Origin of the sequence: Xylophilus sp. ASV27, from assembly GCF_016428875.1 — a bacterium.
Classification (GTDB): Bacteria; Pseudomonadota; Gammaproteobacteria; order Burkholderiales; family Burkholderiaceae_C; genus Xylophilus.
In genome coordinates this window covers 12024-24002 of record NZ_JAELTO010000016.1, presented here as the reverse complement: position 1 = coordinate 24002, position 11979 = coordinate 12024, and the positions used below count along the sequence as shown (strand labels likewise).

At 70.5% G+C, this 11979-nt stretch carries 9 protein-coding genes; 1 reads left to right on the top strand and 8 read right to left on the bottom strand.

Annotation, left to right across the window (positions count from 1 at the left end; all coding sequences use genetic code 11):
• Nucleotides 1-161 precede the first annotated feature (161 nt).
• Genes JHD63_RS05550 through hemC form a run of 4 tightly spaced genes read right to left on the bottom strand, consistent with a single transcriptional unit; the run spans nucleotide 162 to nucleotide 4330 of the window.
• Complete coding sequence (locus tag JHD63_RS05550; protein WP_198969749.1) at nucleotides 162-1439, bottom strand: heme biosynthesis protein HemY; 1278 nt, start codon at nucleotides 1437-1439, stop codon at nucleotides 162-164.
• Nucleotides 1440-1443: 4 nt separating this feature from the next.
• Nucleotides 1444-2547, bottom strand: coding sequence for a uroporphyrinogen-III C-methyltransferase (locus JHD63_RS05545; protein ID WP_198969748.1), 1104 nt, complete (start codon nucleotides 2545-2547; stop codon nucleotides 1444-1446).
• A 52-nt stretch (nucleotides 2548-2599) separates the two neighbouring features.
• Nucleotides 2600-3388, bottom strand: a complete 789-nt coding sequence (locus tag JHD63_RS05540; RefSeq protein WP_198969747.1) for a uroporphyrinogen-III synthase — start codon at nucleotides 3386-3388, stop codon at nucleotides 2600-2602.
• A gap of 27 nt (nucleotides 3389-3415) precedes the next feature.
• Nucleotides 3416-4330, bottom strand: a complete 915-nt coding sequence (hemC, locus tag JHD63_RS05535; RefSeq protein ID WP_198969746.1) for a hydroxymethylbilane synthase — start codon at nucleotides 4328-4330, stop codon at nucleotides 3416-3418.
• An 89-nt stretch (nucleotides 4331-4419) separates the two neighbouring features.
• On the opposite strand from hemC, the gene ppc reads away from it, so the two are divergent.
• Nucleotides 4420-7266 carry a phosphoenolpyruvate carboxylase gene (ppc, locus tag JHD63_RS05530; protein WP_198969745.1) on the top strand — a complete coding sequence of 949 codons (2847 nt, stop codon included), beginning with the start codon at nucleotides 4420-4422 and terminating at the stop codon, nucleotides 7264-7266.
• A 113-nt stretch (nucleotides 7267-7379) separates the two neighbouring features.
• On the opposite strand, the gene fghA is transcribed toward ppc, so the two are convergent.
• The 4 genes from fghA to JHD63_RS05510 all read right to left on the bottom strand — a co-directional run bounded on the left by fghA (nucleotide 7380) and on the right by JHD63_RS05510 (nucleotide 11921).
• On the bottom strand, nucleotides 7380-8240 hold the full coding sequence (gene fghA, locus JHD63_RS05525) for an S-formylglutathione hydrolase (RefSeq protein ID WP_198969744.1): 861 nt from the start codon (nucleotides 8238-8240) through the stop codon (nucleotides 7380-7382).
• Nucleotides 8241-8247: 7 nt separating this feature from the next.
• The gene (locus tag JHD63_RS05520) at nucleotides 8248-9162 is read right to left on the bottom strand and encodes an alpha/beta fold hydrolase (protein ID WP_198969743.1); all 915 of its coding nucleotides are present in this window, start codon (nucleotides 9160-9162) and stop codon (nucleotides 8248-8250) included.
• Between the two features lie 119 nt (nucleotides 9163-9281).
• On the bottom strand, nucleotides 9282-10388 hold the full coding sequence (locus JHD63_RS05515) for an S-(hydroxymethyl)glutathione dehydrogenase/class III alcohol dehydrogenase (protein ID WP_198969742.1): 1107 nt from the start codon (nucleotides 10386-10388) through the stop codon (nucleotides 9282-9284).
• A 222-nt stretch (nucleotides 10389-10610) separates the two neighbouring features.
• On the bottom strand, nucleotides 10611-11921 hold the full coding sequence (locus JHD63_RS05510) for a citrate synthase (protein ID WP_198969741.1): 1311 nt from the start codon (nucleotides 11919-11921) through the stop codon (nucleotides 10611-10613).
• Nucleotides 11922-11979 lie beyond the last annotated feature (58 nt).

Sequence of the window (11979 nt, the reverse complement as noted above, 5' to 3'; positions counted from 1 at the left end):
GGAGTCTCCTGGTCCTCGATGGAGGTGGGTTGTGATTCAACTATTCGTAATTCGTTTACTTTATCGTAATTCCTGGGACGTGCCAAGCAGGGTCATTCGGATGTGAAAACGCCCCGGGTGCCGAGGCGCTGCGGGGCGTGTGAGCAAAGGGACCGAGGGGCTCAGCGGATGGCCGCGGCCTTGCGCCAGGCCGCGGCGGCCGCCTCGGCATCGTCGCGCTGCTCGGCGAGTTCGGCCAGCGCGCGCCAGGCGCTGCTGCGCAGTTCGGGCTGCACCAGCTGCTGGCTGGCCTGGCTCAGCAGTTGCTGGGCCTTGCCCCAGAGCTGGCGGCGCAGGCAGGCCATGCCGGCCAGGTACTGCAGGTGCGGATCGCGCGGGTTGTGCTGCTGCGCGCCCTCGATGCGCGCCAGCCAGGCCGCGTCCACCGAATCCATGCCGGCTTCCAGCGTGCGCACCAGGCGCACCTGCAGCAGAGTGGGCAGGGCGTCGGCGTGGGCCGTCATGGTGTCCCAGGCCGGCAGCAGCCAGGTGCGCACCAGGGCCGGGTCGCCCTGCAACTGCTGCAGGCGGCTGGCGGCGTGGATGGCCAGCTCGGGCGTGGCGCGCTCGGCCGGCTCCAGCGACTGCCAGGTCCGGGTGAGCTGCGCGACGTCATGCGCGCCGTTGAGCAGTTCGGTCGCCAGGCCGCGCACGATGCTCTGCGCCGCCGCGGTGGAGAACGCTCGGTGCTTGGCCAGCAGGCGTGCAGTCTCCAGGGCGGACTGCGTGTGGCGCGCCAGCCGTGCCGCGCGCAGCCGCAGCCGCAGCGCCAGCGTGCGCCGCCCGGCGCCCTGGGGCAGGCCTTCCAGCCATTCGAGCGCCGCGTTGGCATCGCGGTCCTGCAGCGCCCACGCGGCCGCGCGCAGCTGGGTGCCCTCGCGCACCTCCTGGGCCGGGCCCGAGGGGTTGTCGGCGGTCTGCTCCAGCGCCTGGGCCAGATGCTGCTCGCGTGCCGCGCGGTCCTGCAGCGCGTGCGCGCTCTCGGCCGCCAGCAGGTGCGCCAGGGCCCGCACCTGCACCGCATGGGCCAGCGGTTCGCCCGAGCCGACCAGCGCCTGCTCCTGGGCGATGGCGGCCTCGGCCGCCTTGCGCGAACGGATGAAGCGCCCGGCCGCCAGGTGCGCCAGCGCGTCGAGCAGCGCCACGTGCATGGCGCGCTCCTTCTGCTGCGTGCGCCAGCGGCCGGCCTGCACCGGCAGGTCCAGCAGCGCGGCCAGCGTGCGCAGCGCCAGGTGCAGCAGCGTGAAGCCGCCGAACAGCAGCAGCAGCACCAGGTTGAGCGACAGGTCGACCCGGTAGGGCGGCCAGAACACGGTGACCGTGCCCTGGTTGTTGCCGGCGAACAGGGCCACGGCCACGGCCATGCCGAACAGGGCCAGGAACCAGAGGGCAGCGCGCATCGCCTTACCTCCCCGTGGCCGCCGTGGCCAGCGCCGACAGGGTGTCGTCCAGGCGCGGCAGCTCGGCGCTCTTCAACTGTTCGCGCGCCTGCTGCAGCAGGGCGCTGGCGTTCTGCACGCGGCGCGAAGAGGTGTCGAAATAGCGTTCCAGCGCGGCGGCGGCGGCGGCCACGTCGGCGCGGGCCGAGTCGGGCTGCCGCGCCAGCACTCCCAGGCGCGCGTTGAGCAGCTTGAGCTTCAGGTTCTCGCGCAGGAAGAAGGACTGCTCGGGCGCGAGCAGCACGGCCTCCGGATGCCCGATGCGGCTGACCCGCACCAGGCCGCGCGCCTCGTCGCGCACCGTGGCCCAGGCGTTGCGCAGGCTGCGGCGCCACCACGACGCATCGGCATCGGCCTGCGCGCCCGGCGCGGACTCGGCCGTGCCGATGCCCACGCGCACCGGCGCCAGGGTGCGGGCGTCGGACACCCGGGCCACGGCGTTCTGCAGCGGCAGGTCGTCCACCTGGCGCACCAGTTCGTCCAGGCGCGACAGCAGGCCCGGCGTGTCCAGCGTGCTGGCCCCCTTGACCCGGTCGATGTCGCGCGTGATGGCGCGCTGCACCGGCGCCAGACGCGGCTGCGCAGCGCGGCCGATGCGCTGGTCGGCGCTGCGCAGCGCGGCCAGCATAGGCTCGACGCTGCCGGTCAGCTCGGTCTGCTGCTGCGCCAGGCGCAGGGCCGATTCGATGTCCACCACCAGGTTCTCGTCCCGGGTGCGCGACAGGCTCTGCATCAGGTCCTCGAGCTGGGTGCGCTGCAGCGCGACTTCGGCCACGCGCGCCTCGACCACGCCCAGGCGCGTGGCGGCGTCCTGCGCGGTTTCCTGGGCCTGGCGCGCCATGGTGCGGGCCTCGATCGCCTGCGCGCCGGAGTCCGCGCTCTGGCGCGCCAACTGCTCCTGGATCGAGGACAGCCGCTGCCACAGCAGCACGCTGGCGGCCAGTGCACCGATGGCGATCAGCGCGGCCACGATGCCCAGCGGCCGTGCGACCCCGTCGCGCAGCGCCGCGGGCGGCAGCAGGGGCGGGGAGGGCGGCGCCGCAGGGGCGGAAATCGGCTCGGAACTCATGCGCGGATTCTATCGACGCGCCATGGGCTGCCCGTGCCGTGCAGCCGTGCGTTCAGCCGCCCGCGGCCTGGCGCAGCGCCTCGATCACATGCACCAGTTGCGGCCGCGCGGCGATGACCGGGGCAAAGCCCGCGCGGGCGGCGGCTTCGGCGATGCGCGGGTGCGTGGCGACGGCGCGCGCGCGGCTCCAATCGGCCTGCGGCAGCAGCGCGCGGAGGTGGGCGATGGCCTCCGAACTGCTGAACAGCCAGGCGTCGCCGGCCGCGGCCCGCGCCAGCGCCGCGTCGAAGCCGTCCGCCGTGGGCATGGCGCGCTCGTAGCTGACCACATGGTCGACGCTGCCGCCGGCCTGCGCGACCTGCTGCGCCAGCCACTCCCGGCCGCTGCCGCGCTCGGGCAGGGGGGAGGCCTGGGCGCCGGCGTCGGTGCCGCGCACCAGCAGCAGGCGCAGGCCGGGCCCGGCGCTGCCCCGCACCTGCTGCCACAAAGCTTCGGAGTCGAACTGCGCCGCATCGTGCGCCGGGGCGTCGATCTGCCCGGCGGCCAGGCCGCAGCGCCGCAGCGCCGCCGCCGTGCCCGGCCCGGGCGCCCAGGCGCGGGTGTCGCGCGGCCACGCGGCGCCCGCGGGCCGGGCCGCGAAGAAGGCCTCGGCCGCGTTGATGCTGACGAACATCAGCGCCTGGTAGCGCGCCAGCGCCTGCCAGGCGCGCTGCAAGGCCTCGGGCCGGGGCGGCGGGGCGATGCGTATGAGCGGCAGCGCGTGGGCATCGAAACCCTCGGCGCGCAGCGCCTGCACCCAGTCTGCCGCTTCGCGCGCCGGCCGTGTGACGATGACGCGCATGGGCCGCTCCGGCGCCATCGGCCGCGCTCAGCCAGCGCCCTGGGCCTGCAACTCGGCCGCCACGCGCCGGCCCAGCGCCTCGGCATCGGCGGGCGTGGCCACCGTGGCATGGCCGCTCGCGCGCACCAGCACGCCGGGGCGTTGCGGATCGCCCCAGGCCGCGTCCAGTTGCAGCCCGCCGGGCGTGGCCTGCGCGTAGGCCGCCAGCGGCATGGAGCAGCTGCCGCCCATGGCGCGGCTTACGGCGCGTTCGGCCGCGGCCGTCAGGGTGCTCGGCGCGTGCGCCAGCGGTGCCAGCAGGGCGGCCAGATCGTGCCGGTGGCTGCGGATCTCGATGCCGAGCGCGCCCTGGCCGGCCGAGGGCAGCATGGCCTGGGGCGAGAAGGTTTCGCGGATGCGCTCCTGCATGCCGAGCCGGATCAGCCCGGCCGCGGCCAGCACGATGGCGTCGTACCGGCCCTCGTCGAGCTTGCGCAGCCGGGTGTCGAGGTTGCCGCGCAGCGGCTCGATGCGCAGGTCTGGCCGCAGCGCCTGCAGCAGCACCGTGCGGCGCAGGCTGGAGGTGCCCACCACCGCGCCCTGAGGCAGGGCGGCGAACGAGGCGTGGCGGGGCGAGACGAAGGCGTCGCGCGGGTCTTCGCGCTCCAGCACGCAGGCCAGCATGAAGCCCTCGGGCAGATCCACCGGCATGTCCTTGATGCAATGCACGGCCAGATCGGCGCTGCCGTCTTCCAGCGCCGTTTCCAGCTCTTTCACGAACAGGCCCTTGCCGCCGACCTGGGACAGCGCGCGGTCCAGGATCTGGTCGCCGCGCGTGGTCATGCCCAGCAGCGTGACCGGCCGGCCGAGGGCCGCCAGCAGGGCCTTGACGTGTTCTGCCTGCCACAGCGCCAGGCGGCTCTCGCGCGTGGCGATGACGAGGGGGGCGGGGGGATGGCTCAAGGGCGTAACCTACTGGTAGTTCGGCGTAGCCGACGATGCTAGCATGCTGCACCGCATCAAACACAACGGCCAAGAGGGGACCCCAGGCGATGAACAGCACCGACCACGACCGCACGGCACCGCGCCGCCGCAAGGATATCGAGCAGCCGCTGGTGGACGACATCCGCCTGCTGGGCCGCATACTGGGCGACGTGATCCGCGAGCAGGACGGCATGGCCGCCTACGAACTTGTGGAGCAGGTGCGCAAGCTCTCGGTGGCGTTCCGCCGCGACGCCGACCAAGAAGCCGACCGCGCGCTGAAGAAGCTGCTCAAGTCGCTGTCGGGCGACCAGACGGTGAGCGTGATCCGCGCCTTCACCTACTTCAGCCACCTGGCCAACCTGGCCGAAGACCGCCACTACATCCGCCGCCGCGCGGTGCACGAGCGCGCCGGCGACACGCAGGAGGGCAGCGTCGAGGTGGCGATGGCGCGCCTGCGCTGGGCCGGCATCTCGCCGCGCGCGATCTCGCAGACGCTGGCGTCGAGCTATGTGTCGCCGGTGCTCACCGCGCACCCCACCGAAGTCCAGCGCAAGAGCATCCTGGACGCCGAGCGCGACATTGCGCAGCTGCTCACGGCGCGCGACGAGATCAAGGCGCGCGCCCAGTTCCACGGCGGCACCAAGGACGCGCTCACGCCGCGCGAGCTGGCCGCCAACGAGGCACAACTGCGCGCCCGCGTGATCCAGCTCTGGCACACCCGGCTGCTGCGCTTCTCGCGCCTGACCGTGGTGGACGAGATCGAGAACGCGCTGAGCTACTACGAAGCCACCTTCCTGCGCGAGATCCCCAAGCTCTACGCCGGCCTGGAGCGCGAGCTGGGCGCCTACCCGGTGGCCAGCTTCTTCCGCATGGGCCAGTGGATCGGCGGCGACCGCGACGGCAACCCGAACGTCAGCGCCGAGACGCTGGAATACGCGCTGCGCCGCCAGTCCGAGATGGCGCTGCGCCACTACCTGACCGAAGTGCACTACCTGGGCGGCGAGCTGTCGCTGTCGGCGCGGCTGGTGGAGGTGCCCGCGGCCATGCACGCGCTGGCCGAGAGCTCGCCCGACACCAGCGAGCACCGGCGCGACGAGCCCTACCGCCGCGCGCTCACCGGCATCTATGCGCGCCTGGCCGCCACGCTCAAGCAGCTCACCGGCGGCGACGCGGCGCGCCATGCGGTGGCGCCGCAGAACCCGTACCTGCGGGCCGAGGACTTCCTGGCCGACCTGCGCGTGATCGAGGCCTCGCTCAACACCCACCATGCCGAGGCCCTGGTCGGCCAGCGCCTGCGCCCGCTGCTGCGCGCGGTGGAGGTGTTCGGCTTTCACCTCGCCACGGTGGACTTGCGGCAAAGCTCGGACAAGCACGAGGCGGTCGTGGCCGAGCTGCTGGCGCAGGCCCGCGTCGAGCCCGACTACGCCGCGCTGGACGAGCCGGCGCGCCAGCAACTGCTGCTGCGCCTGCTCAACGAGACGCGCCCGCTGCGCGTGCTGGGCGCCGAATACTCGGCCCTGGCGCAGCACGAGCTGGCCATCTTCGAATCCGCCCGCCGCATGCGCGAGCGCTACGGCGCCCAGGCGCTCCGCCACTACATCATCAGCCACACCGAAACCGTGAGCGACCTGCTCGAAGTGCTGCTGCTGCAGAAGGAAGTCGGCCTGCTGCGCGGCACGCTGGACGCCGCGGCCACCGCCGATTTGATCGTGGTGCCGCTGTTCGAGACCATCGAGGACCTGCGCAACGCCGCCCCGATCATGGGCGACTTCTACGCGCTGCCCGGCATTGCCGCGCTGGTGCAGCGCAGCGGCGCGGAGCAGGACATCATGCTCGGCTACTCCGACAGCAACAAGGACGGCGGCATCTTCACCAGCAACTGGGAGCTGTACCGCGCCGAGATCGCGCTGGTGGAGCTGTTCGACCGGCTCTCGGCCAGCCACCCGATCCAGCTGCGCATGTTCCACGGCCGCGGCGGCACCGTCGGCCGCGGCGGCGGCCCGAGCTACCAGGCCATCCTGGCGCAGCCGCCGGGCACCGTGCGCGGCCAGATCCGCCTGACCGAGCAGGGCGAGGTCATCGGCTCCAAGTACGCCAACCCCGAGATCGGCCGGCGCAACCTGGAGACGCTCGTGGCCGCCACGCTGGAGGCCACGCTGCTGCAGCCGACCAAGCCCGCCACCAAGGCCTTCCTGCAGGCCGCCGCGCAACTGTCGGAGGCCAGCATGGCCGCCTACCGCGCGCTGGTCTACGAAACCCAGGGCTTCACCGACTACTTCTTCGGCTCCACGCCGATCCGCGAGATCGCCGAGCTCAACATCGGCTCGCGCCCGGCCTCGCGCAAGGCGAGCCAGCGCATCGAGGACCTGCGCGCCATCCCCTGGGGCTTCAGCTGGGGCCAGTGCCGCCTCACGCTGCCGGGCTGGTACGGCTTCGGCTCGGCCGTCGCCGCCTTCCTCGCACCTACCGAAGGCATCGCCGCCACGGCCGCCAAGACCGAGCGCAGCGCGCGCCTGGCGCTGCTGCAGAAGATGTACCGCCAGTGGCCCTTCTTCCGCACTCTGCTGTCCAACATGGACATGGTGCTGGCCAAGAGCGACATGGCGCTGGCCTCGCGCTATGCCGAACTCGTGGGCGACGCGCGGCTGCGCAAGAAGGTGTTCGCGCTGATCGAGGCCGAATGGCAGCGCACCACCGACGCGCTGACCCAGATCACCGGCGACCGCCAGCGCCTGGCGCACAACCCCGCGCTGGCGCGCTCGATCCGGCACCGCTTCCCCTACATCGACCCGCTGCACCACCTGCAGGTCGAGCTGCTGCGCCGCTACCGCGAAGGGCAGGGCGACGAGCGGGTGCAGACCGGCATCCACATCTCGATCAACGGGATCGCGGCCGGGCTGCGCAACACCGGGTAGGGCGTGTCCATCGCCATGGCGGCAGTGGATTTGGGGTGAAAAGTGCCTGTAGCCCAGGCGTTATCTAGGCTTGTAGCTATATATTTTGTAGCAAATATCCGCCGGCGCGGGCTTCAGATCAAGGTCTTGGCATGGTGCGCCAGATGGTCCGCCATGAAGCTCGACACGAAGTAGTAGCCATGGTCGTAGCCCGCATGCCGGCGCAGCGTCAGCGGCTGGCCGGACTGGGCGCAGGCGGCTTCCAGCAGTTCGGGGCGCAGTTGCCGCGCATGCAGGAATTTGTCGTCCAGCCCCTGGTCCACCAGGATGCCGTGCGGGAAGGGCGCGGCCGTCTGCTGCTGCAGCAGGGCGCTGGCGTCGTGCGCGGCCCAGGTGCTGCGCCCGGTGCCCAGGTAGCCGTTGAAGGCCTTTTCGCCCCACGGGCACTGGCTGGGCGCGCAGATCGGCGCAAAGGCGGAGACCGAGCGGAACACGCCCGGGTGCCGCAGCGCCAGCGTGAGGGCGCCGTGGCCGCCCATGGAGTGGCCGAAGATGCCCAGCCGCGTGCCGTCCACCGGCAGGTGGGCCGACAGCAGCGGCAGCAGTTCCTTGAGCAGGTAGCTCTCCATGCGCCAGTGCGTGGCCCATGGCGCCTGCGTGGCGTCGAGGTAGAAGCCCGCGCCGACGCCGAAGTCCCAATGCTCGGCCTCGCCCAGCACGTTCGCGCCGCGCGGGCTGGTGTCGGGCGCGACCAGGGCCAGGCCCAGTTCGGCGGCCCGGCGCTGGGCGCCGGCCTTGGCGGGGAAGGTTTCCTCGTTGCAGGTCAGGCCGGCCAGGTAGAGCAGGGCCGGCACCGGGCCGTGCGCGGCCGCGGGCGGCAGGTAGACCGAGAATTTCATGGGCAGCCCGATCTCGCGCGCGTCGTGCTGGTAGAAGCGCTGCCGGCCGCCGAAGCTGCCGTGTTCGGATAGAAGCTGGAGAGGGGTGTCTGGCATGTCGTTGTCAGTGTGGTGAAGAGGCGTGGACCAGTTCCATCACCGCGTCGGCGAAGACCTGGGGCGCCTCTTGCGGCATGTTGTGGCCCACGCCCGGCACGATGCGGTGCGAGCGTTTGCCGGTGAAATGGCGAGCGTGCGCGGCGGGCTTGGCCACCGGGCGCACACCGTCGTCGGCGCCGTCGAAGGTGATGGCGGGCACGCTGATCGGCGGCTGGGCCGACAACCGCAGTTCGATGTCGGCATAGGCCGGGTCGCCCGCCACCAGGCCGAAGCGGTGGCGGTAGGAGTGGATCACCACGTCGACGAAGTCCGGGTTGTCGAAGGCGGCGGCGCTGCGCTTGAAGGTGGCTTCGTCGAAGGCCCAGGTCGGCGACCAGAGCTGCCACAGCAGCCGGCAGACGGCGCGCCGGTCGGCGGCCAGGCCGTTGCGGCCGCGCGCGCTGTGGAAGTAGTACTGGTACCAGAGCCGGTGCTCGTTCTCCGGCGCTTCTGGCTTCATGGCCTGGGCGATGTTCTGGAGGTTGTAGCTGTTGAAGGACAGCAGGCCGGCGCAGCGCTCGGGCCACAGCGCGGCCACCACGCAGGCCGCGCGCCCGCCCCAGTCGTAGCCGGCGAGCACGGCGCGCGGGATCGCCAGGGCGTCGAGCAGCGCCAGCAGGTCTGCGCCCAGCGCGGCCTGTTCGCCCGAGCGCGGCGTGGCGCCGCTCAGGAAGCGCGTGGCGCCGTAGCCGCGCAGGTAGGGCACGATCACGCGGCAGCCCTGGCCGGCGAGCAGGGGCGCGACGTCCGCATAGGCATGGATGTCGTAGGGAAAGCCGTGCATCAGCAGCACCGGCGGCCCGCTGGCGGGGCCGGCCTCGAAATAGGCGACGTCGAGCACGCCGGCCTGTATCGATCGCAAAGGTTGCATGGATTTCATCGCAGACTTTCAATAGTGCATGACCATCCAAGGACACCGCGGATCTGGCTCTGCCAGGCCGCTGGTGTCGCCCCCTTGCAAAGGGGGTTGGCGAAGACACGCAGTGCGAAGCCTGGGGGTTAGTACATGACCACGCCCCGGATCGACTCGCCCCGCTTCATCAGGTCGAAACCCTTGTTGATGTCTTCCAGCGGCATGGTGTGGGTGATCAGCGGGTCGATGCTGATCTTGCCCTCCATGTACCAGTCGACGATCTTCGGCACGTCGGTGCGGCCGCGCGCGCCACCGAAGGCCGAACCTTCCCACTTGCGGCCGGTGACCAGTTGGAACGGCCGCGTGCTGATCTCGGCGCCGGCCTCGGCCACGCCGATGATGATGCTGCGGCCCCAGCCCTTGTGGGTGCACTCCAGCGCCTGGCGCATGACCTTGGTGTTGCCGATGCACTCGAAGCTGTAGTCGGCGCCGCCGTCGGTCAGTTGCACGATGGCGTCGACCACGTTCTCGACCTCGTTCGGGTTGATGAAGTGGGTCATGCCGAACTGCCGCGCCATGGCCTGGCGCGCGGGGTTGATGTCCACGCCGATGATCTTGTCCGCGCCCACCATCCTGGCGCCCTGGATCACGTTCAGGCCGATGCCGCCCAGGCCGAACACCACCACGTTGGCGCCGGCCTCGACCTTGGCCGTGAACAGCACGGCGCCGATGCCGGTGGTCACGCCGCAGCCGATGTAGCAGACCTTGTCGAAGGGCGCGTCCTCGCGGATTCTTGCCAGCGAGATTTCGGGCGCGACCGTGTAGTTGCTGAAGGTGCTGGTGCCCATGTAGTGGAAGATCGGCTTGCCGCCGAGGCTGAAACGGCTGGTGGCGTCGGGCATCAGGCCCTTGCCCTGCGTGCCGCGGATCAACTGGCACAGGTTGGTCTTGCGCGAGAGGCAGAACTTGCACTGGCGGCATTCGGGCGTGTAGAGCGGAATGACGTGGTCGCCCTTCTTCAGCGTGGTGACGCCCGGGCCCACGTCGACCACGACACCCGCGCCTTCATGGCCGAGGATGGCCGGGAAGATGCCTTCGGGGTCGGCGCCCGAGAGCGTGTAGTAGTCGGTGTGGCAGATGCCGGTGGCCTTGATCTCGACCAGGACTTCGCCGAACTTCGGCCCCTCCAGGTCCACGGTTTCGATGCTCAGGGGCTGGCCGGATTGCCAGGCGACGGCGGCTTTGGTTTTCATGTGCGGGAAGGGCTGAAGTTGGGGGTCAGGGGCGAGGATCGGTGCGCGAGCGTCAACTGTAAAAGCGAAGCCGCGCTACGGCAAATATGAGGAGAATAGGCATGAAGCCAAGATAATTCCTGGGTTTTTTGCTATCGTTTAAGTAGCATCGTGCCAAGTCGCAAGGCATGAAAAAGCCCGCACGCTGGCGGGCCGTCATGGGGATCCGGGCCTGGCGCGGGATCAGCGCTGGGCGATATCCTTCACGTCGCGGCGATCGGAGCCGACGAACAACTGGCGCGGACGGCCGATCTTGTATTCCGGGTCGCCGATCATCTCGTTGAGCTGGGCGATCCAGCCGACGGTGCGGGCCAGCGCGAAGATGGCGGTGAACAGGCTCACCGGGATGCCGATGGCGCGCTGCACGATGCCGGAGTAGAAGTCCACGTTCGGGTAGAGCTTGCGCTGCACGAAGTAGTCGTCTTCCAGCGCGATCTTCTCCAGGGCCATGGCCAGCTTGAACAGCGGGTCGTTGTGCAGGCCGAGTTCGCCCAGCACTTCCTTGCAGGTCTCCTGCATGAGCTTGGCGCGCGGGTCGTAGTTCTTGTACACGCGGTGGCCGAAGCCCATCAGCTTGACGTTGGAGTTCTTGTCCTTCACCTGCTTGATGAACTCGCCGATCTTCTCCACGCCGCCGGCCTTCTGGATGTCGTAGAGCATGTTGAGCGCCGCCTCGTTGGCGCCGCCGTGGGCCGGACCCCACAGGCAGGCCACGCCGGCTGCGATGGCGGCGAACGGGTTGGTGCCCGAGGAGCCGCACAGGCGCACGGTGGAGGTCGAGGCGTTCTGCTCGTGGTCGGCGTGCAGGATGAAGATGCGGTCCAGCGCCTTCTCCAGGATCGGGCTGACCTTGTACTCCTCGCACGGCGTGGCAAACATCATGTGCAGGAAGTTGCCGGCGTAGCTCAGCTCGTTGCGCGGGTACATGTAGGGCTGGCCGATGCCGTACTTGTAGGCCATGGCGACCAGCGTGGGCATCTTGGCGATCAGGCGGATGGCCGAGATCTCGCGGTGCTCCGGGTTGTTGATGTCGGTGCTGTCATGGTAGAAGGCCGACAGGCCGCCCACCAGGCCGGTCATGACGGCCATCGGGTGCGCGTCGCGGCGGAAGCCGCGCAGGAAGAACTGCATCTGCTCGTTGACCATGGTGTGGTTGGTCACGAGCTTGCTGAAGTCGGCCTTCTGCGTTGCGTTGGGCAGCTCGCCGTGCAGCAGCAGGTGGCAGGTTTCCAGGAAGTCGCACTTGGTGGCGAGCTGCTCGATCGGGTAGCCGCGGTACAGCAGTTCGCCCTTGTCGCCGTCGATGTAGGTGATGGCCGACTGGCACGCCGCCGTGGAGAGAAAGCCCGGGTCGTAGGTGAACATGCCGGTCTGCGCGTACAGCTTGCGGATGTCGATGACATCCGGGCCGATGCTGCCGTGGTAGACCGGAAGGTCCACGCTCGGGCTGCCGTTACTGAACGACAGGGTGGCTTTGTTGTCAGCTAGCTTCATGTGCTTTCCTTGGGGTTGGTGCCGGCTAGGGCGTTCTCTCTTGAAATCGGCGGGGCCT

Bases quoted from the DNA above. Each gene is read 5' to 3' on its own strand.
- ppc (WP_198969745.1), top strand. From the start codon at position 4,420: ATGAACAGCACCGACCACGACCGCACGGCACCGCGCCGCCGCAAGGAT.
- JHD63_RS05550 (WP_198969749.1), bottom strand. From the start codon at position 1,439: ATGCGCGCTGCCCTCTGGTTCCTGGCCCTGTTCGGCATGGCCGTGGCC.
- JHD63_RS05520 (WP_198969743.1), bottom strand. From the start codon at position 9,162: ATGAAATCCATGCAACCTTTGCGATCGATACAGGCCGGCGTGCTCGAC.
- fghA (WP_198969744.1), bottom strand. From the start codon at position 8,240: ATGCCAGACACCCCTCTCCAGCTTCTATCCGAACACGGCAGCTTCGGC.
- JHD63_RS05540 (WP_198969747.1), bottom strand. From the start codon at position 3,388: ATGCGCGTCATCGTCACACGGCCGGCGCGCGAAGCGGCAGACTGGGTG.
- JHD63_RS05545 (WP_198969748.1), bottom strand. From the start codon at position 2,547: ATGAGTTCCGAGCCGATTTCCGCCCCTGCGGCGCCGCCCTCCCCGCCC.
- JHD63_RS05510 (WP_198969741.1), bottom strand. From the start codon at position 11,921: ATGAAGCTAGCTGACAACAAAGCCACCCTGTCGTTCAGTAACGGCAGC.
- JHD63_RS05515 (WP_198969742.1), bottom strand. From the start codon at position 10,388: ATGAAAACCAAAGCCGCCGTCGCCTGGCAATCCGGCCAGCCCCTGAGC.